Origin of the sequence: Pseudomonas fluorescens (genome assembly GCF_001623525.1) — a bacterium.
Taxonomy (GTDB): domain Bacteria; phylum Pseudomonadota; class Gammaproteobacteria; order Pseudomonadales; family Pseudomonadaceae; genus Aquipseudomonas; species Aquipseudomonas fluorescens_Q.
Genome location: NZ_CP015225.1, coordinates 5978905 through 6001059, shown reverse-complemented (window position 1 = coordinate 6001059; position 22155 = coordinate 5978905). Strand labels below are relative to the sequence as shown.

Below are 22155 nucleotides of genomic sequence, written 5' to 3'. Positions count from 1 at the left end.
GCACGGCACTGGCCACCACCGCGCAAAAGGGAGGGCTCAGGCAAGATATGGGCGCCGGGCTACACTCCATGCGCGCCCAGCAAGGCACAACGCTCGAACGCCTTCTTCCGCATAGATAGGGAGATTCTCATGCACCGTCTCGCAAACCACGGATATACGAAGAGACCCGCCCCCACCATTTGTGCAGTGCTGCCAGCCACTGGCGACATTGAACGGCACCTCCCTGGCTGAGCATTCCCTCGGCCACCTCAAGTCCGGGAACGATTGATTCGCTCCGGGACTTCGCAACCCGACACTTGAAAAGACTTCCCGATCAATGCATCGGCGTAGCAGGCACCGGCGCGCCGGACTCTTGGGAGCGCAGCCGTACCCATGCACTGCGCGCGCTCACGTGTGAAAACAACCGCAAGGCGTCCACCCAATGTCGTGAAAAGGAGATCCACATGAACAACCTGAGCGATATAACGCTGGCAACATCCACCAACCCCAGCGCCTTCCTCACGGTCCCGCTCGGCGATCCGGTCCAGGCTGACAACGGCAACATTCCACCCAACACGCGGATGCTGCCCGGCCAGTGGGCGGCAGCGGCCGACAACGGTTACGTGTTGCTGCTGCAGCCTGACGGCAACCTGGTGCTGTACCAGGTCGTCACAGGTCCCGTGGCGGCCAACAGCTCGTTCACCGGTAGCGCGATCTGGGCCACAGGCACCAACAACGGTGCCTACTTCGATGTCCAGACCGATGGCAACCTGGTCCTGGGTACCAGCGACGGCAACGTGGCATGGTCACCCTACACCAACGGCATCGACCCACAGGAACTGCTCGTCCAGACCGACGGCAACCTCGTGCTGTACAACACCCTCAACCAAGCCTGCTGGGCGTCGAGCAGCAATCACTATCAGGTTTGGCCGCCGACTCGCTGGGTCAATGTACAAAGCCGCCTCATCGCGCCCGAGAAAGGTGTGCCCTTTGTGCTCACCGCCAGTTCCGACGGCGTGACGCTGAGCCCCTTCATGGCCGGTTCGCCAAACCAGATCTGGCAAGTCACCGCCGATGGACGGCTGCTCAGCGGCCTGCTCGCCGGGTTGGTGCTGGGTCAGGATGCCGGCAGCAGTACGCCAATCAACACCACACAGAGCGTACCCGTCCCGGTCGAGCAGACCTGGCTGTGGGGAACGGGACTCGGTCCCACGACCATCCAGAACAGCGCCTCGAATCAGTATCTGAGTGTCGATATCACGGGGGGCTCGGTTCAGATGCAAGACACCGACACCTCGAGCCAATGGTACTTCATGCCTACCACGCCCCTGGACAGCATCATGGCCTTGCCGGCGTCCGACCCGGCCTTCCCGGCCTTTACGCCTGACCAACAGGCTGTCTATGACTGGATCAACAACAAACTGGCGGCCATGAACAATCAGCGCCATTTGATCCTGCGCGAGCAGTACACCAACGGCGCCAGCACCCTGGACAATTACCGGCAAGACATGCTCGGCCTGGACTACAGCGCGTTCCCACCGCAAGTCTGGCAACCCGTAGTGGACCAGTTGAAGTTGGAGCTCAGCGCGGCGAGCGCCGTCAACAGCCTGTTCGCCTGCTACACCAGTTTCCACACCCTGTTGTTCGAAGACCAGGGAGCGTTGCTCTCCGAACTGGGCCTGGATGCTAGCTTCGAGGACGGTGACTCGACCAATATCGGCGGCATCATCCTGGCGGTGCTCTCGGGCGTCATCTACACCGTGCTCTCGGCTGAAACGATGGAAGGCGAGATCAATTATTTCGCCGTCGCGGCCAACGTTCTCCAGAGCGGCATCAATGTGGCGGTCGCGGCCCAGAGTTCGAGTGTTTCTCCCAGCCTGTTCCAGGTAGCCTATGCCGACCTGTGGGGACAATTGAGCACTACCTTCGAAGGGTTGCTGGACACTTTCGGCACCATGGAATCCACGATCCTGACCGACTGGGCCAAGCTGAAGATCACCTATACGCTGATCGCTTCCACTGCGCCCGACGGGTTGTTCTGGAACTCCGGTGAAACTGGAAATATGGTGAAAGCCGCCAAGCAAGGTTACGTGCTGTCGGTGATGCAGATGCTGCTGCCGGCCAAATACCAGATCTACCAATACCTGGACGTCAATAACAACCCCATCGACGGTGTGCCCGCCTATGCGCAGTACATCACACCCGCGATCGACGGGACCTACTTCAAATACTGGATCGCCGATTCGACGGATTGGTCAATCTATCCACAAGAAATCGCGCTCACCCAGGTCTGGGACAACGGCGGCTCGAAGGACGACTTCTTTAACAACAGGAACGGTTGGGCGTTCGCCCTGACGCGGCCCTACACCTACAGCGGCAACGCCGCCAATTACCTGGTAATCGCACTTACCAACCTGAGCCCGAACACGCTGGTGGCCACGGTGTTCAATCCGTCCCCCACCTCCGCCGGGCCGTCCCCACAAACCCTGTATCCCTACGAGACGGTGTTGATCGAGGCCGAAGCTGCATATCCTGGTGGCGTAGCGATCACGCTCTCGATCTTCGACCCTTCCCGTGGCAACTACTTCGACGAGCCAATCGCCTCGTTCGATGCCTTTCAGGATTACTCTGGGTTCGCGGCCGGGAATGTGCGCACCGCCAACGCCACGACGGCGGGCGATTATCAACTGTCGACTCCACTGTGCAACTCGGGCGGGTACAAGCAATACCCCGGCGCCATCCAGGCCAGTATCTACCGTCCTTGAGGGGTGAATCGCAGGCATGAGGAGCGGGAATTGCGCTCGAAGAAAAAGCCGCGTTGACAGGCGGGCTTGCGCCGAAGGCGCTGGGTCGGTTTGCAATGATGTTGGATGTGCCGACGCCTTCGCGAGCAAGCTCGCGTTGGCGTCGGCTCAGCTACATGGACCTTCGCGCCTCAAGCCTTTCGAGTCCTCGGCAAGAAAATCGCCAACACCCCGAACAGCGGCAGGAACGAGCACAACCAGTACACATACTCGATGCCACGGATGTCCGCCAGATGCCCCAGCAGCGCGGCGCCAATCCCGCCGAAACCGAACATCAGCCCGAAGAACACGCCGGCGATCATCCCGACATTGCCCGGCACCAGCTCCTGGGCATACACCACGATGGCCGAGAACGCCGAGGCCAGGATGAAGCCGATGACCACACTGAGGATGCTGGTCCACAACAGGTCAACGTGAGGCAGGATCAGGGTGAACGGTGCCACGCCGAGGATCGAGAACCAGATCACCGCCTTGCGCCCGATCCTGTCGCCAATCGGTCCGCCGAAGAACGTCCCCGCCGCCACTGCCCCGAGGAACAGGAACAGGTGCAATTGCGAAGAGGCCACCGACAAGTCGAACTTCTCGATCAGGTAGAACGTGAAGTAGCTGGTGAAACTGGCCATGTAGAAATACTTGGAAAACACCAACAGCCCCAATACCACCAGCGCACTCAAGACCCGGCCTTTGGATAAGCCATGCGTGGCCGCTTGGCCTTGCTTGAGCTTGAACAAGTTCAGGTGGTTGGCGTACCAGCGGCTGATGCGGTACAGCACGAACAGCGCTAACAGGGCGAACAAGCCGAACCAGGCCACATTACCTTGCCCATAGGGAATGATGATCGCCGCCGCCAGCAGCGGGCCGAACGCTGAGCCGGCGTTACCGCCCACCTGGAACGTCGATTGCGCCAGCCCATAACGGCCGCCCGAGGCCAATCGCGCCACCCGCGACGCTTCCGGGTGAAAGGTCGACGAGCCAATGCCGATCAATCCCGCCGCCAACAGGATCAAGGCAAAACTGCCGACCATGGACATCATCACAATGCCGATCAACGTGCACACCGTCCCGGCCGGCAGCAGCCAGGGCTTGGGGTGCCGGTCAGTGTGATAGCCGACCCAAGGCTGCAACAAAGAGGCGGTCAACTGGAACGTCAGCGTGATCAAGCCAACCTGAGTGAACGTCAGGCCATAGCTGTCCTTGAGCATTGGATAAATCGAGGGCAGCACGGCCTGGATCAAGTCGTTGATCAGATGCGCCAGCGCCACGGCGCCGATGATCCGCATGACCAACGGGCTGCTTTGCGCAGTGGTGGCAACGAGTGGGGTCTCGGCCTGGGTATTGCTGATAACCATGGGAGTTTCCATACGACAGAGGGTGCACACGGGCAAGTGCGTCAATGTGCCATTTTTCGGTGCGGCCAGGCTATCCCCTTAGCTAGCTATCGACCTCGAAAAATTGTCGAAATCCAAGGTGATAGCCCAACGCCATGGTCTGAATCTTGCCTTGTTAACGGTCTACAACACGGCTCCTTACAAAGGAGACCGAGAATGGGAAGTTTCGCTACAGAGCTGGCCTACCGAGCCGATTTGGACAAACTTTCGAGGCCTTTTAAAAGAGCACCTGTTTCGACACTTGTGTAGAAAACGCACAAAAATAGTGCAAGGGTGTTCAGGGGAGTATGGGCATGCAGGCTTTTTTATCACCTGGAATCAGGTTGTTGGGGCATTTCGGCTTCGCCCGCAAATTCCAATTGCTGTTCCTGCTTTTTATCCTGCCGCTCATGGGCAGCCTATGGCTTATCGGCCAGGACTATCGCGACAAACTCAGCCTGATTTCCGGGGAACGCGCCGGGGTGCGCCAATTGCTGGCCCTGGATAACCTGGACAACCTGCTCACCGCGCAGCGCAACCGCGCAGCCCGCTGGCGTGCCACCGAAACCAATCGGCAGCCGACACCCGCGACGCTGGCCGCCATGGCAGCGTATGACGCAGTGCAACCGGCCCTTACCCAGGCCGCCAGTGACCTGGGCAACGCCCTGCAAACCGAAGGCGCCGAAGCCGATACCCTCGCCCGCTATCAAGCCCTGCAAACCAGCCTCAACGGTCTGGATTCGAAAAGCCTGGGCAGCGTGGGCTGGTGGCCGGATGGCTACGACCGCTTCACCGCCGCCCTCAGCGCCCTGCAAGCCTTGCGCGAACAGATGGTCATGGACAACCGCCTGACCCTCGCCTCCTGGCTGGAAACGTATTTGCTGACACAGATTTCCACCCAACAGACGCCGGACCTGATCGAACGGGTCGGTCGCCTGGCCAGCGTTGGACAAGCCTCCGTGGTATCAGGCCAGTTCACGTTGCAGAGTCGCCTGCAACTGCGGGACCTGCGCAGCCGTATCGGCGACGCCCGGGACCAGTTGGTCAAGACCGGAGCGCTGCTGGAAACCCGCCTGCCCAGCGATCTGCAAACCTGGGCCGGACAATACCAGGGCAGCCTCAAGCACTTGGATGCTGGCCTGAAAGTGTTGGATGACGGCGTGTTCGGCGGTTCCATCAATCTCAAGCCCGAAGACTTCGAAAAACACATGGACGCCCTCCTCGCCGACCTGGCGACCCTGCGGCAACAGTCACTGGTGGCACTGGATACGCGGCTGGACCACTACCACGGTTCGGCGATTCGCCAGTTCACCCTGGTGGCGACGGTACTGGGCTGCCTGCTGCTGGCGGCGCTGTATCTTTTTGTTTGCCTGCAAGCGTCGATCCGGCGCAGCGCCAGCGGCATTACCCTGCTGGCCGAAGCCCTGCGCGACGGCAATCTCAGCCTGCAAGTGCCGGTGCAAGGGCGCGATGAACTGGCGGCCATCAGCACCGCTCTCAACGTCGCCGTGGTGCAATTGCGCAACAGCCTGCTGGGGGTCGACCACGAAACGTTGCAGTTGAGCAACGCTGTACGCACCCTCAATACCCATTCCAGCGGCGCCCTTGGCGAAGTCGAGGCCCAGCAGATGCAGATCAGCCAGATCGCTGCCGCCGCGACACAACTGGCCGCCACCTCCCAGGGCGTGGCAAAGAGTTGTGAACAGGCCTCCGATAGCGCGCAGCAGACCCGCCGCATCGCCACCGACAGCAGCCACGACAGCCAACGCACCACGGCCAGCATCCAGCAGCTCAACCAGCGCCTCAACGAAACCGCCGCCGCACTGGGACGGGTCAGCGAACAGGGGCAACAGATCCAACTGGTGGTCGATACCATTCGTGGCGTGGCCGAGCAGACCAACCTTTTGGCCCTCAATGCCGCCATCGAAGCCGCTCGCGCCGGGGAACAGGGCCGTGGTTTCGCGGTGGTGGCCGACGAGGTGCGCAGCCTGTCGCAACGCACCCAATCCTCCACACAACAGATTGCCGCCACCGTCGACAGCCTGCGCGCCACGGTCAACGAAGCCGTCAGCCTGATGGAAGCCGCCTGCGGCCAGGCCCAGACCGACGCCCAAGCCGTCACCGGTCTTGGCGAACGGCTGGGAGAAATTGCCAGCGCGGTGCAAAGCGTCACCGATACCCTGGCGCAAATCGCCACCGCCGTGGATGAGCAAGCCAGCACCGCCGACGAGGTCAGCGGCAATATCCAGCAGGTCGACCAGGCAGCAATGCGTTTGCTTGAAGGCGCAAGGGCCGTGAACCTGGCGGCGGATACCCTGAGCCAGGGAAGCCGGGCCCTGAGTGCCAACACAGGGAGATTTCAGCTCGGTTGATAGCGATTTGCAGCGAGGATTGTTAAGCGGTTGAAAGCGCAGAGAAATATTTCAGATTTACGCTTGACACATCTTCGTTACCGGCGAATAATGCGCGCCACTTGGCTACATAGCTCAGTTGGTTAGAGCATAGCATTCATAATGCTGGGGTCCGGGGTTCAAGTCCCTGTGTAGCCACCAAGTACTAAAAACGGCCTATCGAAAGATAGGCCGTTTTTTTATGCCTCAAGAAAACGCCTGCGCTCTCGGATTTGTTCGCTCCACCGTGGCGAGGGAGCTTGCTCCCGCTTGAGTGCGCAGCGCTCACAAAAAAAAGGGCTGCTGCGCAGCCCAGCGGGAGTAAGCTCCCTCACCACGGTGCAGCCAGGCAAGCCGGAAATCAAGGCGACCAGCCTCGTGTTGATTTGCGCCCCACGCCTCGCATCGCTACAGTCGATCCCTATACCCCCAAGTCCACGGATGGAGCGACACGTGCTTACAGATCTGAAACCGAACCTCCATCGCCTGTCAGCCGTTTCGCTGCTGGCTGTCGCTCTAACACTCGCGGCCTGTAAGGCGCCACCCTCCTCCACAGCGACACCGGCATTGCCCGCTCCACCAGAGGTCGTCTCCGGCTTCCGTACCGATCTGCAGACCCGCTACGCCGACAAGCACATGGCGGCCGCGGCCAACCCGTTGGCGGCCGAGGCCGGGCGGGAGATGTTGCGACGCGGAGGCTCGGCTATCGACGCGGCCATTGCGATGCAGGCCGTGCTGACCCTGGTGGAACCACAATCCTCCGGCATCGGCGGTGGTGCATTCATTGTGTTGTGGGACGGCAAGGCTGTGAGCACTTATGACGGGCGCGAAACGGCACCGGCTGGCGCCACCGAAAGACTTTTCCTGCAACCCGACGGCAAACCCATGCCCTTTACGGCGGCGCAGATCGGCGGTCGTTCCGTGGGTACACCGGGGGGTGTTGCGCGGGCTGGAATTGGCCCATCGCAAACATGGCCGCCTCAAATGGGCGACGCTGTTCGAGCCGGCCATCACGCTGTCGGAACAGGGCTTCGCGATCTCGCCCAGACTGCACTCGCTGATCGCCGCCGACGCCTCCCTGCCGGGTTCGCCAGACATGGCCGCTTACTTTCTCAATGCCGATGGCAGCCCGAAGGCGGTTGGCACCGTGCTGAAAAATCCAGCATTGGCCGGCGTGCTCAAGCGCATCGCCAACGAAGGTCCCGACGCGTTGTACAAAGGCCCGATCGCCGAGGAGATCGTCGCCAAGGTGCAAGGCCACGCCAACCCCGGCAGCCTTTCGCTGAACGACCTCCAGGGCTACACCGCGCGGGAACGAGCACCGTTGTGCACCGACTACAAGCGCTGGCAAGTCTGCGGCATGCCACCACCGTCTTCGGGCGGGGTTGCCGTGGCGCAGATCCTCGGGACGTTGCAGGCCCTGGAACAGCGCGACAGCCACGCAGCCCTCGCACCTTTGAAACCCGTCAAGACCGACAAGCCCGCCGGCATTGAACCCATCCCCGAAGCGGTGCACCTGATCGCCGAAGCCGAGCGGCTGGCCTATGCCGACCGCGCCCAATACATTGCCGACCCCAATTTTGTCGCCGTGCCGCTCAGCGGCTTGGTCGATGCCGGGTACCTGGCCAGCCGCGCCAGCCTGATCGGCCCTCGTAGCATGGGCGTCGCCAAGCCCGGCACACCACCGGGTATCCAGGTGGCCTACGCCCCGGACCGTTCCCCCCTGCGTATTTCCACCTCGCAAGTGGTGGCCGTGGATGACCAGGGTGGCGCCGTGTCCATGACCACGACCGTGGAATCGGCGTTCGGCTCACACTTGATGGTCCAGGGCTTCATGCTCAACAACCAGATGACCGATTTCTCGTTCATCCCCGAAGAGAATGGGCAAAAAGTCGCCAACCGCGTCGAACCGGGCAAGCGCCCACGCTCGTCCATGGCACCGACGCTGATCTTCGATCATCGGGGGGAATTGGTGGCCGCTGTCGGCTCCCCCCGGTGGCTCTCAGATCATCGAATACGTCGCCAAGTCAATGATTGGCCTGTTGGATTGGGACCTCGACCCGCAAACCGCCATCAACCTTCCCAACTTCGGCAGCCGCAACGGCCCTACCGAACTGGAGCGGGGCCAATTCAGCCCGGCGCTGATCCAGGCGCTGAAAGACAAAGGCCATGAGGTGAGCGAAATTGACATGACCAGTGGCACCCAGGCGATTGTCCGGGTGCGCGATGCGCAAGGGAAAACCACACTGGCTGGCGGGGCGGATCCACGGCGTGAGGGTCAAGCGCTGGGGGATTGATCAACCTCGCTCTGGGGCTGATAGACCAGCAGATCGGCGGGCTGACATTGCAGATAACTGCAAATGGCTTCGAGGGTCGCCAGGCGTATACCCTTGACCTTTCCTTGCTTGAGCAAGGAAAGGTTGGCTTCGGTAATGCCTATGGCGGCGGCGAGGTCCTTGGATTTGACCTTGCGTGTCGCCAGCATTACATCGAGTTGAATCACGATAGGCATGGGGTTCTCAAACGAAAGTTCGGTTTTCTGAGTCGACTTCACTGGCTTGGGACAGGATCCGGGCAATGATCGCAATACAGGCCGCAAGAAACAAAGCCACAAAGGAGGGGGCGGTAATACTGAGGGTCAACAATCGTTGGCCAACCGGCGCATGGATTGTCATCAGCAGGCTGAGAAACGGCTCGCACAGGAAATCCAACAGCACCCATAGCGCAACCGCGCGCCCGACCTTACCCAGATAGACAGCCGCTTCGCTGGAAAAATACTGGCCATGGGCATACCGCTTGAACAACTGCCGCAAGTTGGCCAGGCCAGCCGCCAACGCCAACAAAGGAATACTCGACAGCAAAATGCCGCCTAGCGATTGCCAGCCGGTCAAGTGCAGCGCCTCTTCGGACAAACTCGACAGCTGTCGTTCGGTCAGGGCAAATCCCAGGCCGTATCGTGATGCAACATCAGGAAAGAGCCAGGCCGCGGCATTGACGGCCATCATCGCGACGATGAAGAAAAGCGTTATGGCAGCCATGCGCTGGCTGTACAGGGCAAGACGATTCGTACGCATGTTGAGGCTCCAACAGAATAAGAGGAGCCCAGAACATAGCCATGAAATTATCGCAAAACAATAATTAATATGTAAAAAACAATAATAATCGAAGCTTAGGTCGATAGCTGATTGGCAAACTGGCTCACCGCATCGACCACTTTCTTCGCCCCGTCCTGGATCTCGACGATCACCGTTCCCGCCTCGGCTGCCAAGGCCAGGCCGTGTTCGGCCTGGTGCTGGCCGTCAGTCATCAGGGCCACGGCGTTGCGGGCCATGTCCTGGTTCTGACGGACCACGCCAACGATTTCATCGGTCGCCTGGCTGGTACGCGATGCCAGTTGTCGCACTTCATCGGCCACCACCGCAAAGCCGCGACCTTGCTCGCCGGCCCGGGCCGCTTCGATTGCAGCGTTGAGCGCCAGCAGGTTGGTTTGTTCGGCGATACCACTGATGGTCTTGACGATGGTACCAATCACCAGGGATTGCTCATTCAGCGCCTCGATGCCTTCGCCAGCGGTTTGCATGTGCCGGGCCAGGTCGCGCATCACGTCCACGGCCTGGGTTACCACCGTCGTGCCGCGCTGGGCGCTGTTGTCAGTCTGCAACGAGGTGCTGTAGGCGATGTTGGCCGCCTCGGCGACGGCTTTTTCCTGGTTGACTTGGTCGGTGATGTTGGTGGCGAACTTGACCACTTTGTAAAGCCGCTCATTGGCATCGAGCACCGGGTTGTAGGAGGCTTCCAGCCAGACCTCACGACCACTGCTGTCGATACGCTTGAAGCGGCCGGCCACAAATTCACCACTGTTCAGGCGCTTCCAGAACTGCTCGTAGGCCGCGCTGTTGTATTCCTCAGGTTCACAAAACATGCGGTGATGCTTGCCCTTGATTTGCGCAAGGCTGTAACCCATGGCGTTGAGGAAACGATCATTGGCCGTCAGTACGTGACCGCCCAGATCGAATTCGATCACCGCCGTTGAACGCACCAACGCGCCAATGAGGTTTTCATGCTCGCGGGACGCCTCGATGGTGCGGGTCAGGTCATTGGAGTACATCGAAAAAAAGCGAACCCGCCCGTCAGCCCCTTGTACGGGCTGGAGGATCGAACGCAGCCAGGCTTCCTGGCCATTGCCTCGCAGCAGGCGCACGGCGCCGGAAAAGTGCTCGCCACGGGTCAACGCCGACTTGAAGCGAACCTGGAACTCATTGGTTTTCAAATACCCAGGGACCAGCTCATCCACAGCCCGGCCAATCAAGTCCTGGCTCTTGTAGCGCATCTCGTCGAGAAAATTCTGATTGACCGATTGAATCCGTCCATCGGCGTCCAGGGTGAGGCCAAGCATTTCACGATCCAGGCTTTCCTTGACTTGCACAAGGCTGGACAGTTCTTGGCGAAGAGCCAGCAGCTCCTGCTTCAGGCGGTTGTTAAACATGGGCAGCTCCGACAGCAGGAAAATTAAATGCTGTTCCCTTGCCATCGGCCCGGCGATTTTTTTCTAAAGAGCGCCTGGAGCCACCAATGAAAATATTCCAGGACACCCTCGAACCCGATAAGCCTCCCATGGTCACTGGATTGTTCTACTGTTGCGCCTGACCCTTGAAGCCTTTGCCGCCATCAATACCCATAACCATAAAAACGAGGTAATTGCCGTGACCACCGACATCGAAGACAGCCGTTCCGCCCGCTTCGCCTTGCGCTGTTCCAGTTTCGCCGAACGCTGGTTTCCCGACTCCTGGGTCTTCGCCGCGCTGGCGGTGCTGGTGGTCGCCGTGGCGACACAATTTATCGGCGCCACGCCCACGGCGGCTGCCATGGCGTTCGGCGACGGCTTCTGGAGCCTGATCCCGTTCACCATGCAAATGGCCTTCGTGGTGATCGGCGGATACGTGGTCGCCAGTTCGCCACCGGCCGTCAAATTGATTGACCGCCTGGCACGACTTCCGACCAACGGTCGCTCCGCCGTGGCCTGGGTGGCGCTGATCTCCATGGTCGCGTCGTTGCTCAACTGGGGCCTGTCGTTGGTGTTTGGCGGCTTGCTGGTGCGCGCCCTCGCCCGGCGCACCGACTTGAAAATGGACTATCGCGCCGCCGGGGCCGCTGCTTACCTGGGCCTGGGCGCAGTGTGGGCCCTGGGCTTGTCTTCTTCGGCAGCGCAATTGCAGGCCAACCCGGCCAGCCTCCCGCCTTCGATCCTGTCGATTACTGGCGTCATTCCCTTTACCCAGACCATTTTTCTCTGGCAGTCCGGGGTCATGTTGCTGGCGCTGATCGTGATTTCCCTGATCGTCGCCTACGCCACCGCTCCCGGGCCGAACAGTGCCCGTGACGCTGCCGCTTGTGGTATCGACCCCAGTTTCAGCATGCCGGCGCTGCAGCCCCGTACCCGCCCAGGGGAATGGCTGGAACACAGTCCACTGTTGATCATCGCCCTGGTGCTGCTGGCGGCCGGCTGGCTGTTCCACGAGTTTTCGAGCAAGCCTGCGATCAGTGCCATTTCCGGGCTCAACACCTATAACTTCCTGTTCATCATGCTGGGCGCCTTGCTGCACTGGCGGCCGCGCAGCTTTCTCGACGCCGTGGCCCGTGCAGTGCCGACGACCACCGGCGTGTTGATCCAGTTTCCGTTGTACGGCTCGATCGCCGCGTTGCTGACCACGGTCAAAGGCAGCGATGCCCAGACCCTGGCCCACCACATCTCGACCTTTTTCGTACAAATCGCCTCCCATGACACCTACGCCCTGTTGATGGGTGTCTATTCGGCGGTACTAGGCTTTTTCATTCCTTCTGGCGGCGGCAAGTGGATCATTGAAGCGCCTTACGTCATGCAGGTGGCCAACGACCTGAACTATCACCTGGGCTGGGCGGTGCAGATCTATAACGCCGCCGAAGCGCTGCCGAACCTTATCAACCCCTTCTACATGCTGCCGTTGCTCGGGGTCTTGGGGCTGAAGGCCAGGGACCTGATCGGTTTTTCCTTCGTGCAGTTGCTGGTGCATACGCCGTTGGTGCTGGTGCTGCTATGGGCGCTGGGGACGACATTGAGTTATTTGCCGCCAGTGATGCCATAAAGCCATAAAAAAGGGCCGAAATTTCCATCGGCCCACTTCTTCTTCGGCCCGGTCTGTTTCAGTATGGATGCGCCCTGTTTTGAGGGGCCCACACGCTGAAAAGGATCTGAGCATGTCCAAACTCGCCGTACTTTCTTTTGCCGCCCTGGCCTTCAGTGCCGCCGCCCACGCCACCGACATTGACGTACAACTGGGCAGCACCGAACGCGTCACTCGGCTCTTCGCCTACCCCAACAACTGCAATGTCATCTGCTTTCGCGACTGGACCCTGGAGCAGACCGTCGAGCACTACCTGACCCAAAGCGTGCAGCGCGACGGCTACGGCACGGCCAAGGTCCACGTCAAAATCGATAATGACAAGGTCTATGCCAGCATCAGTGGCGTACCGAAGAGCTACGGCCAACCGCTCAAGGCCCTGCTTGACGCCGGGGACCTGGCGTACAACGGCGCATCCAAACTCAACAGCGACAAGAAATGGTCCTATAACTGGTACCTGTTCCTGCCGCTGGGCATGGCCCTGGAAAACCGCAAGAGTGTCGAGTTGCTGCACTTCCCGCCGGATTACTCCCTGACCCAGGCCCAGGACTACCTGGAGTCGGCGACCACCGATCGTTGGGCCACACTGCTGACCGTCAACGGCATTGCGGTTGAACAGACGCCGGCCTACCAGACCATCATCGACATTGCGCCCATCGCAGCGCCGTCCAATGCTGGCAGCACATTGGAGGGGCTTTATAGCTACTTCAACGATTACCAAACCACCATGGTCACACAGGTCACCCAAACCGCCAGCGGCGCCGCATTGCCGATGGTCGCCTTCGGAGCGCCCGTTCGGAACTGGATCAAGACTCAGTACGGCCAGACCGTGAATGTGCTCAGCCTGGCGACCATCACAACCGGTAGCGGGGTCAAGGTTCCGGTCCTGGGCTCCAACCATCCGAGCTACATCTGGTACGCCGCCGACAAGGACAACTACGACGGCGACGAAGCCAAGGCTGATGCCGCCGGCCTGAAAGTCATGGGCCAGGACCTGAGTGCTGCATGCTGGCAGGCCGGCATGGGCAGCAAGCCGGGCACCGACCCGAACACCCTGCTGAACCAGTGCACGCAGACCTGGCAGGTCACGCAGAAGGAGAAAACCTGCGAGTTGTTCTACACCTCGGTTCGGAAACTGAGCGAGGAAGACGCAGCGAAAAAATGCGAAACACCGGCGATCAAGTCGCAACTTCCACAACTGAAGGTACCCATGCCGCTGCCAGCCGAGGCGGTCTAAACCTTGAGGCGTCTTCCCGCGTAGGCTGGCGCTGACGCGGGAAAGCGCCTTTGGCACCTGTCAGAGTCGACAGTAGATGACGCCCCCGACTTGGGCGAAGCTATCAAGGTTTTTTCAACGACCGCCGGCAGGATCGCCAGCGCCAGCAAGTCGAGTGTTTAGCACCGACAAGGACTGTCATGACTACGTTCATCACAGATAGCGCCTGTTCACAGCACCGGGATTGCATCTACCCGGAAAAACAACTCAGCACCCGCCTGGGCTACCCATCGGTGCACGACTTCGAAGTGCATCACACGACCGACGGTCGCGGCAACGGCATCATCGCCCGTAAACCATTCGCTCCCATGACGAGGATGTGCAGGGTTTCGGGGTTGTTGGTGAGCCGACGGCGCCTGCACACGTTGCAGATCCTGCCGGACGTGCACATGTATGACCCACGCTTCGCCGGATTGCTGCGGCACTCCTGCAACCCGAATGTATTCCTCGACATGAGCGAATTGTGGCTGTGGTCACTGGGCCGTATCGATGAAGGCGACTGCCTGACGATGGACTACGCCAGTACCGAACAGAAACTGTACCGCCAGTTCGCCTGCCGGTGCGGTTCGTACAACTGTCATGGCTGGATTACCGGCTATGACGAACCGCCCAATGAACAGGGAATGAAGTTTCTACGGCACTGGCGCCGTCAATGTCACCGCGACTGACGAACCGGACTCAGGGCGCGCCGACCGGCCGTAGCCGATACTGCGGCGGCAACTGTTCGAAACCACTGATCGTGGTGTCCAGGCTCTTCCAGCGTCCGTCCTTGATGCCGTAGATGCAGCCATGGATCGACAGTTTCTGCCCGCGGTGCCAGGCGTTCTGCACGATGCTGGTATGGCCGACGTTGGCCACCTGCTGGATCACGTTCAGCTCGCACAAGCGGTCGACACGTTCCTCCTCGGTCGGCAATTGGCCCAACGCCTCGCGATGCTCGTAGTACAGGTCGCGAATCGAGCGCAGCCAGCCGTCGATCAGGCCCAGTTGCCGGTCCTGCATCGAGGCACGCACACCGCCACAGCCGTAATGGCCGGTGACCAGGATGTGTTTGACCTTGAGCACGTCCACCGCGTACTGGATCACCGACAGACAGTTGAGGTCCGTGTGCAACACTACGTTGGCCACATTGCGGTGTACGAACAGATCGCCCGGCAGCATGCCAACGATCTCGTTGGCCGGCACCCGCGCATCGGAACAGCCGATCCACAGGTATTCCGGGGTTTGCTGACGAGCCAGCTTGGAGAAGAAGTCAGGATCTTCCTGCTTGATCGCATCGGCCCAACGCGCGTTGTTATCAATCAGATCTTGTAATTCGTTCATGCTGTCTAGCCCTCGAGAATAGTGCGCAACTTTGACAGTCGACCGCCTGTCGAGGTCACTTCGATGATGCCGTTGGAATTCCCGGCACGGCTGCGGGTCCACCCAGTAAGGCCCACAGTATGAGGAATTGCCATGAATGATTCACGACGCCCTTTCGATGCGGTGCAACCGGAACCCATCGACGACAATGAAGATCGCATGGGCTCGATGCATGAACTGGAATTCGACGAAGAAGAACCCAGCGCGAAAATCGGCGATGAACTGCCGGACAACGAGCGCGAGCAACTGATGCCGCGTGAGCGCGTTCGTGAGGCCGGCCTGACGGGGGCTTCGACGGACGATCACCAACCGACCGACGACGACATGAGCCCGGAAACGCTCATTCGCGAAGACGGCGCCCGGGACACCCACGAAACCGAAGCCGACGAGCGGGCGGACTGGGACCTGAGCGTGGTGGATGAAAATGATATTGGCGGGGGCGACGGGCTGGACGAAGCGGAAATGGCCGATATCGATCCACTGGATGGCAAGCGTTGACCCGGCACTCGCCATCACGAGCAAGCTCGCTCCCGCAGGGGTCGCGGTGCTTCAGTCCACCAACGTGCAGGCCATGACCACCGCGTCTTCGCGCCCGCCCACCGCCGGGTAGTAATCCCGGCGCCGGCCCACTTCATTAAAGCCATAGCGCTCATACAGCCGGAACGCCGTGCGGTTGCTGTCTCGCACTTCCAGGAAGCACTCTCGGGCCTCAGCCTTGTAGGCAATCGACATCAAGTGCTCCAACAGGCGCAAACCCAGGCCACGGCCCTGGTTTTCCGGTTTGACGGTGATATTGAGCAGGTGCGCCTCATCCAGGATGATCTGCACCACGCCATGGCCCACTTGCTGCTGGCCTTCGAACATCAGCCAGATCTGGTATTTGCCCAGCCCGTCGAGAAAGATCCCGCGGGTCCACGGGTGGCTGTAGGCTGCATATTCGATTTTCAGCACAGCGTCGAGGTCCGCCTCGGTCATCGGGCGGAACGATACAGCGTCACTCATTCGATTCTTTCCAGCGCGCCATCAGCCGGCGCATGGCTTGCCAGACATCAGCCTTGCGCTGTGGCGTTTCCATTAACAGTTCCAACCCGGGCAACGCCCAGGCCGAGCCCAGGCCTTCGACCTGCAGTTCACGATTGAACGCCTCGGCATCCGCCTCGCCGGCAAACTTCACCGCTGGCAGGCCGATCAGCCACAGGCACACGCAGGGCTCGTCTTCGAGCCGCGCCGAAACGAACCCCTGGACAAAATCCCGCGCCGCTTCGGGCCCCTGGTCCATGGTGCCGCGCGACAACAGCGGCCAGCGCACCGGCTCGCCAATGATCTGCGGGCTGTCCGGCAGACCGGCGGCGCGCAGCATGTCCTTGAGCAGCAAGTAGGCTGGATCGCGGCTTTGGAACGGCTCACCCGTCGGCAACTCCACCAACAGCAGGCAACGCCCGGCCCGCAGCAGTTGCAGGGCGAAACGCGGCGGGACGACGTAGGGGGCCTTGGGCGGCGCCTCGACAACCTCCTCCACCGGCTTGGCGTTGGTACGGGTCGAGGCCAGGCTCGGGCGTGGCACCTCGATTTTCGGCCGCTCCGCCACCGCAGCCACCGGCTCGGCCACGGTCTTGGCCACAGGCGCCGTCACGACCGGCACGCTCTCTACCGGTTCGGGCGCTTCCAACAGCTCGGGCCGCGACGGGGCGGCGAACGGCAATTCGGTACGCGGCAGCCAGTTGACCACCTGCATGGCGGTCAGATAGGCGCGGCGACGGGACTCGATAAGCAAGGGTCGGCCACTTGTGGATAACTGAAAGTGGGAGGGATTCTACCGCCCTTCGAGGCGGATCGCTTCCCTGTTGAGCCAATAGTTGATCGATAGCGAACGACAGTCCGTCCAAGGGGTGAATCGCAACCGGCTCGATGCAGTACAATCGCCGCTTTTAATTGCCAACCCGACGGCCATTGCGATGATCGAACCCAAGCGCGTCTTGCGCGCCCTCGCTGAACACTGGGCATTGCTGGAACCTTTGTGCGAGCACTTCGACCAGGGCACCCTGAGCCTCAACGAATTGCGTTCACAGCTGGCCGCCCAACAACTGGACAGCACGCCCCAGGACATCACCAGCCTGCTGGATGTGTGGATCCGCCTGGACATTCTCGTACCGGTGGCGAAGAGCCCGAACCGCTTCGAGCTCAACGCCCAGATCCATGACTTCCTCGCCTACCTGCGCCGCGAACACCGCCTGGGCCTGTGCCTGGAGATCGAAGCCTACCTGCGCCACCTCGAGCGCCTGGCCGGCTATATCCAGGATGCCTTCGACATTCGCGACGGCAACGACCTGGCCCGCCAACTGCGCCTGCTGGACATGCGCGTGCGCGACGTGCTCAAGAAACTCGCCAACGACGAACAGGCCCTGGTGGCCGTGGCCGAGCGGGCCAAGACCAGCGACCGGCAGATCCCGCTGCGTCAGCGTTATGCCGAAGTGCTGGCGACCTGGGACGAATACGTCGAACCGATGATCCAACTGGTGAACGCCGACGGTGCGTTCGAGCAAGGCGTGCGCAAGGTCGAGAACGTGCTGTTGCGCATGCTCACCGAACAGCAGCGCCTCGGCCACCTGGTGGACGACGACATGCTGCTGCGCACCCACGCGCGCATCCTTGAAATGCAGACCAGCGCCCAGTTGACCCTGCGCCATGCCCGTGAACTGCTCCTGCCACTGCGCGAAGAGGCTCGCCGCCATAACGCGGTGACCCGTGGCGCTGCGTTGGCCCTGGCCGCCATTCGGCGCAAAGGCATCGATGCCGTGCCGCAGGCCGCCATGCCGCTGTTCACCCGGCCGCAAAGCACCTTCCTGGGCAGCGCCAGCCAGGTCGAAGCCTACGTCTATGCCCTGGCCCGCTTCGAACCGAAACCGGCGCGTTTCCCCAAGTCCCACAAGACCCACAAGGGCGGCGAGGCGCCGCGCGCACCACGCACCGTGCGCGAGATGGTCGAGCGTTGCGAAGACGCCCTGCCGATGCCGGACCTGATGACCTGGCTGCTGGAACAGGAACCGGACGGCGCCACCGACGAATTGCTGTACTGGTTCTCGCGCCTGTCGCGGGAAAAACGCTTCAAGCGCGAGCGCCTGGAGCGCCGCGACTACCACACTCACGAGCATCAGGTCAGCCTGCGCTCCTTCGCCCTGCTCTCGGCCGGCGACACCGCCGCCGAGGATTCTGCGAGCATCCCCCATGCATCTTGATCTATCCGAACTGTCCCAGCTGGCGCCGATCTTCCGCGAACTGTTCAAGGGTTACCACGTCAGCCGCCGCGACCCGGAGCTGTACGCCCAACTGTCGAACTTCCAGGACCAGTACCGCACCCTGTTCAAGGCCCTGGGCTTCGAGCTGGTGTGCGACACCCGTGGCTTCTACTACTTCGTCCCGGACCTGGCCGCCGCGGCGGTGAACAAGACCGCCCAGCGCCTGGCCCTGTTCACCTTCATCCTGGTCGAGCACCTGGCCGACCAGGGCCGCGACCCGATTGCCGTGCTCGACGGCGGCAGCCTGGGCCGCGATGAGCTGCCTTCGCTGCTGGAAAAATACCGCGACCTGTTCATCCAGGCCGAAGTACAGACCCAGGAAGAGCTGGAAGAAAAAATCATGCGGCGCATGACCCAACTGGGTTTCGCCAGCGAAGACAACGGCGTGTACCGCTTCCTGCCGCCGATGCATCGCTTCCTCGACGTGTGCCTGTCGGTCCAGCAGGACCGCGACCTGGCCGCCAGCCTGCACAGTGTGCTGCCGCTGCCCGCGCCGGTGCTGATCGACGAAGACAGCGACGAGAAACTGCTACAGACCGATGATCCGCTGGACCTCAGCGAATTCGAAGGTGAAAGCGAAGAAGACGCACTGGCCCGTGCCATTGCCGAAGAACAGGAGACCGACGCATGAGCAAGGAACGCTACGGCATCCGCCGCTTTGCCCTTTTGAATACCGCCGGCTACAGCCTCGGTTTGTTCCCGCTGGAAGAGCCGCTGTCGGTCTATGGCGCGAACAACCTCGGTAAATCCGCCTCGATCAACGCCTTGCAGTTCCCGATCCTGGCGCGCATGTCGGACATGAGCTTCGGCAAGTACAGCCTGGAACAGTCCCGACGTTTCTACTTTGCCTCGGACACCAGCTACATCCTGGTGGAAGTCGCCCTGCCCCATGGCCCGCACGTGATTGGCGTGGTCGGTCGCGGCCCTGGCGGCGGTTTCGGTCACCAGTTCTTTGCCTACGCTGGCAAGCTGGACTTGGCCCACTATCAGAAAAATGACACCTGTCTGCGTCAGAAAGAGTTGTTCACCAACCTGGAGCGCGAAGGCCTGAAAGCCTACGAACTCAAGCCGGATGAGCTGCGACGCCTGCTGGTGGGTGGTCACACCTCGATCCCGCTGGACCTGACGCTGATCCCGCTGCGTTCCACCAGCGAGCAAAGCCTCAAGACCTTCCGCGCGCTGTTCATCAACCTGCTGCACATGCGCGAAATCACCGCAGCCAAGCTCAAGCAACTGTTCCTCGACGCGTTCGAGCACAGCCTGCGCTCCGGTAGCGTGGACTACATCGCCGCGTGCGAAGAAGCCTTCCGCGACGTACGCCGCATGGAGCAGGACTACAACTCCCTGGTGGCGGCCGGTCCGCTGGTGGAAGCCTTGGCCAATGGCGTGAAGCAGCGCGATATCCTGCGCGGCAAATTGCATCGCCTCTCGCCACTGCTCGATTCGTTGCTGGGCACCTGGTCGGACTACGCCAGTGCGCGCAAGGAAGAGCTGACCATCCAGGCCGAACACTACCGCAACGAACAGGATTCGCTGCAGAACGACCAGCGCGGCGGCACTCAGGAGCTGATGCGCCTGGAGCGGGAAATCAGCGGCATCCAGCGCTGGCTCGGCGAGCTGTCGGTGCTCAAGCATCGGTTTGCCCTGGTGGATGACGTCAAGGTCCTGGAGCAGCAACTGCTCGCCGCCAAGGACGCCCACGACGAACTGGCCGGCGCCCTGGCCCAGTCCCGGCAATTTAGCGCCGAAGACCTGGAAGAGCGTCTGCGGGATCTGGAAAAACGCCTGAAGTCGGTCAAGCAGCAACTCGATCACGCCGACAACAACAGCTACGCCCGCCTGCGGGAAGAGTTCTCGCAGCAGGACGTCGAACGCCTGATGCGTCTGTTCAACAGCGCCTTGTTCAGCCTGCCATTGGGCGAACACGGCATCGCGCTGGACGAGAACGGCGAGTGGGTCAAATCCATGGAGCTGATCCTCGACGGCTTCAAGGGCGAGCGTTTTGAAGTGCCGGGCCTGTCCATCGACCTGTCCCACATCGAGCCACCTGCCCTGCAAGCCCTGGCCGACCGAGCCGCGCTGCGGGACCAGAAAGAACGCCTGGAAAAAGAACTCAAACAGCTCAAGACCCAGCAAGCCGTGGCCGCCGACCGCGCCGCGAGCAAGACCCAGACCGAAGCGCTGTACCAGCAGGTCCTGGATGCGCAAAAGGCCTTGGAAGACTTCCGCCGTACCCAGACCTTGAGCGCCGAGGAAGGCGAGAAGCTCGAACAGCTGGCGCAAATGGAAGCCGCCCAGGACGAACTCAAGCGCTCCAGCGATGCCTTCACCGAGCGCGTCCAGCAGTTGTCCGCCAAGTTGCAGTTGGTGGGCCGGCAGATCGCCGACATGGAAGCCAAGCAACGCACCCTCGACGACGCCCTGCGCCGCCGCCAACTGCTGCCGGCGGACCTGCCGTTCGGCACGCCGTTCATGGACCCGGTCGACGATTCCATGGACAACCTGCTGCCGCTGCTCAATGACTACCAGGACAGCTGGCAAGGGCTGCTGCGGGTCGACGGCCAGATCGAAGCGCTGTATGCCCAGGTGCGCCTCAAGGGCGTGGCCAAGTTCGACAGCGAAGACGACATGGAACGCCGCCTGCAACTGCTGATCAACGCCTATGCCCACCGCACCGACGAGGCCCTGACCCTGGGCAAGGCGCGCCGCGCGGCCGTGACCGACATCGCCCGGACCTTGCGCAACATCCGCAGCGACTACGACAGCCTCGAGCATCAACTGGCGCTGTTCAACCGCGAGATCAACAAGCGCCAGGTGTCCAACCTGCAGAGCTTCCGCATCGTCCTGGCGCCGAACAAGGAAGCGCTCAAGCACATCGACCAGATCATCCACAGCGCCGGCCAGTACGAAGAAGGCGAGACGCTGTCGGTGTTCGACCTCAGCCAGAGCGCCGAGCAGGACAACAAGAACGAAGAAGCCAAGGAGTACCTGGCGCGGCTGGTGGCGGCGAACCACAACCAGCTCGGCCTCAAGGACCTGTTCGAACTCGCGTTCGAGATCACCAAGGTCAACGGTCAGCCCGTGATCCACACCGATATCGACGGCGCGGCGTCCAACGGCACCACCATGACCATCAAGGCGCTGACCAACATGTACTTGTTGCTGCACCTGATGGACCGCGAACAGGCCGGCCGCGTGCGCCTGCCGTACTACCTGGACGAAGCGGCGGACATCGACGAGAAGAACCAGGCCGCATTGCTGGAAACCAGCCTGCAACTGGGCTTCGTGCCGATCCTCGCCAGTGTGAAGCCGCAAGTCTGCGCCAGTGTCGCCATCGACTTGGAAGGCGGCAGCGGGCCGAACGGCATCTACATAGACGAAGCGGATTGGAAATACATCCGTCGTCACGATGCGGTGAAGGCCACGGTGAATGTCCAGGCCGACGAGCCGGAGCTGGATCCGGTGTGATGTGAGACACGGGCATGAAAAAGGCCGCGATCTAATGGATCGCGGCCTTTTTCAT

15 protein-coding genes, 1 tRNA gene and 3 pseudogenes are annotated in these 22155 nt (G+C 61.3%); 11 read left to right on the top strand and 8 right to left on the bottom strand.

The features are described 5' to 3' along the window. Window positions 1-443 precede the first annotated feature (443 nt). A complete protein-coding gene (locus TK06_RS25975) occupies window positions 444-2744 on the top strand; it encodes a calcium up-regulated protein (RefSeq protein ID WP_063324374.1) in 2301 nt (766 codons plus the stop codon). A 170-nt stretch (window positions 2745-2914) separates the two neighbouring features. Here the strand turns inward: TK06_RS25975 and TK06_RS25970 are convergent, their stop codons facing one another. Beyond that, window positions 2915-4132 carry an MFS transporter gene (locus TK06_RS25970; protein ID WP_063324373.1) on the bottom strand — a complete coding sequence of 406 codons (1218 nt, stop codon included), beginning with the start codon at window positions 4130-4132 and terminating at the stop codon, window positions 2915-2917. Between the two features lie 332 nt (window positions 4133-4464). Between TK06_RS25970 and TK06_RS25965 the strand changes: the two genes are divergently transcribed. The 3 genes and pseudogenes from TK06_RS25965 (at window position 4465) to ggt (ending at window position 8837) form a co-directional block, all read left to right on the top strand. Beyond that, complete coding sequence (locus TK06_RS25965) at window positions 4465-6522, top strand: methyl-accepting chemotaxis protein (protein ID WP_063324372.1); 2058 nt, start codon at window positions 4465-4467, stop codon at window positions 6520-6522. A gap of 103 nt (window positions 6523-6625) precedes the next feature. After that, window positions 6626-6702 (top strand) — tRNA-Met (locus TK06_RS25960). A 279-nt stretch (window positions 6703-6981) separates the two neighbouring features. Then, window positions 6982-8837: pseudogene (ggt, locus tag TK06_RS25955) on the top strand (gamma-glutamyltransferase). Here the strand turns inward: ggt and TK06_RS25950 are convergent. The 4 genes and pseudogenes from TK06_RS25950 to TK06_RS33615 form a co-directional block, all read right to left on the bottom strand. Beyond that, window positions 8819-9052: a helix-turn-helix domain-containing protein gene (locus TK06_RS25950; RefSeq protein WP_063324371.1), complete on the bottom strand. Its 234-nt coding sequence runs from the start codon at window positions 9050-9052 to the stop codon at window positions 8819-8821. The pseudogene ggt and the gene TK06_RS25950 overlap by 19 nt on opposite strands. A 7-nt stretch (window positions 9053-9059) precedes the next feature. Then, entirely contained in the window at window positions 9060-9614 is a 555-nt protein-coding gene (locus TK06_RS25945; protein ID WP_063324370.1) for a DUF2975 domain-containing protein, read from the bottom strand. Window positions 9615-9709: 95 nt separating this feature from the next. Next, window positions 9710-10141, bottom strand: a pseudogene (locus TK06_RS33620) (methyl-accepting chemotaxis protein); the annotation flags it as partial. Window positions 10142-10249: 108 nt separating this feature from the next. Continuing rightward, a pseudogene (locus tag TK06_RS33615) lies at window positions 10250-10936 on the bottom strand (PAS domain-containing protein); the annotation flags it as partial. Window positions 10937-11243: 307 nt separating this feature from the next. Between TK06_RS33615 and TK06_RS25935 the strand changes: the two are divergent. The 3 genes from TK06_RS25935 (at window position 11244) to TK06_RS25925 (ending at window position 14642) form a co-directional block, all read left to right on the top strand. After that, window positions 11244-12662 (top strand): short-chain fatty acid transporter, encoded by a 1419-nt coding sequence (locus TK06_RS25935; RefSeq protein ID WP_063325221.1) that lies wholly within the window; start codon window positions 11244-11246, stop codon window positions 12660-12662. A gap of 112 nt (window positions 12663-12774) precedes the next feature. Then, on the top strand, window positions 12775-13935 hold the full coding sequence (locus tag TK06_RS25930) for a hypothetical protein (RefSeq protein WP_063324368.1): 1161 nt from the start codon (window positions 12775-12777) through the stop codon (window positions 13933-13935). 179 nt (window positions 13936-14114) lie between these two features. Next, window positions 14115-14642 (top strand): hypothetical protein, encoded by a 528-nt coding sequence (locus TK06_RS25925; RefSeq protein WP_063324367.1) that lies wholly within the window; start codon window positions 14115-14117, stop codon window positions 14640-14642. A 10-nt stretch (window positions 14643-14652) separates the two neighbouring features. Here the strand turns inward: TK06_RS25925 and can are convergent, their stop codons facing one another. Further along, window positions 14653-15297 carry a carbonate dehydratase gene (gene can / locus TK06_RS25920; protein ID WP_058546018.1) on the bottom strand — a complete coding sequence of 215 codons (645 nt, stop codon included), beginning with the start codon at window positions 15295-15297 and terminating at the stop codon, window positions 14653-14655. A 132-nt stretch (window positions 15298-15429) separates the two neighbouring features. Here can and TK06_RS25915 point away from each other — a divergent pair, with 132 nt between their 5' ends. After that, a complete protein-coding gene (locus TK06_RS25915; protein ID WP_063324366.1) occupies window positions 15430-15834 on the top strand; it encodes a hypothetical protein in 405 nt (134 codons plus the stop codon). Between the two features lie 51 nt (window positions 15835-15885). On the opposite strand, the gene rimI is transcribed toward TK06_RS25915, so the two are convergent. Further along, complete coding sequence (gene rimI, locus TK06_RS25910) at window positions 15886-16338, bottom strand: ribosomal protein S18-alanine N-acetyltransferase (RefSeq protein ID WP_047229376.1); 453 nt, start codon at window positions 16336-16338, stop codon at window positions 15886-15888. Next, on the bottom strand, window positions 16331-17110 hold the full coding sequence (locus TK06_RS25905; RefSeq protein WP_063324365.1) for a hypothetical protein: 780 nt from the start codon (window positions 17108-17110) through the stop codon (window positions 16331-16333). The genes rimI and TK06_RS25905 overlap by 8 nt, the downstream gene beginning before the upstream one ends. Window positions 17111-17291: 181 nt before the next feature. Here TK06_RS25905 and mksB point away from each other — a divergent pair, with 181 nt between their 5' ends. The 3 genes from mksB to mksF are packed head-to-tail and all read left to right on the top strand — an operon-like array spanning window position 17292 to window position 22100. Further along, entirely contained in the window at window positions 17292-18572 is a 1281-nt protein-coding gene (mksB, locus tag TK06_RS25900) for an Mks condensin complex protein MksB (RefSeq protein ID WP_063325220.1), read from the top strand. Then, complete coding sequence (gene mksE, locus TK06_RS25895; protein WP_063324364.1) at window positions 18562-19263, top strand: Mks condensin complex protein MksE; 702 nt, start codon at window positions 18562-18564, stop codon at window positions 19261-19263. The genes mksB and mksE overlap by 11 nt, the downstream gene beginning before the upstream one ends. Continuing rightward, window positions 19260-22100 (top strand): Mks condensin complex protein MksF, encoded by a 2841-nt coding sequence (gene mksF, locus TK06_RS25890; RefSeq protein WP_063324363.1) that lies wholly within the window; start codon window positions 19260-19262, stop codon window positions 22098-22100. The genes mksE and mksF overlap by 4 nt, the downstream gene beginning before the upstream one ends. The last annotated feature ends 55 nt before the right edge of the window (window positions 22101-22155 follow it).

Coding starts and splice junctions, on each gene's coding strand:
- TK06_RS25975 (WP_063324374.1), top strand. CDS start 444: ATGAACAACCTGAGCGATATAACGCTGGCAACATCCACCAACCCCAGC.
- TK06_RS25970 (WP_063324373.1), bottom strand. CDS start 4,132: ATGGTTATCAGCAATACCCAGGCCGAGACCCCACTCGTTGCCACCACT.
- TK06_RS25965 (WP_063324372.1), top strand. CDS start 4,465: ATGCAGGCTTTTTTATCACCTGGAATCAGGTTGTTGGGGCATTTCGGC.
- TK06_RS25950 (WP_063324371.1), bottom strand. CDS start 9,052: ATGCCTATCGTGATTCAACTCGATGTAATGCTGGCGACACGCAAGGTC.
- TK06_RS25945 (WP_063324370.1), bottom strand. CDS start 9,614: ATGCGTACGAATCGTCTTGCCCTGTACAGCCAGCGCATGGCTGCCATA.
- TK06_RS25930 (WP_063324368.1), top strand. CDS start 12,775: ATGTCCAAACTCGCCGTACTTTCTTTTGCCGCCCTGGCCTTCAGTGCC.
- TK06_RS25925 (WP_063324367.1), top strand. CDS start 14,115: ATGACTACGTTCATCACAGATAGCGCCTGTTCACAGCACCGGGATTGC.
- can (WP_058546018.1), bottom strand. CDS start 15,297: ATGAACGAATTACAAGATCTGATTGATAACAACGCGCGTTGGGCCGAT.
- TK06_RS25915 (WP_063324366.1), top strand. CDS start 15,430: ATGAATGATTCACGACGCCCTTTCGATGCGGTGCAACCGGAACCCATC.
- rimI (WP_047229376.1), bottom strand. CDS start 16,338: ATGAGTGACGCTGTATCGTTCCGCCCGATGACCGAGGCGGACCTCGAC.
- mksB (WP_063325220.1), top strand. CDS start 17,292: ATGATCGAACCCAAGCGCGTCTTGCGCGCCCTCGCTGAACACTGGGCA.
- mksE (WP_063324364.1), top strand. CDS start 18,562: ATGCATCTTGATCTATCCGAACTGTCCCAGCTGGCGCCGATCTTCCGC.
- mksF (WP_063324363.1), top strand. CDS start 19,260: ATGAGCAAGGAACGCTACGGCATCCGCCGCTTTGCCCTTTTGAATACC.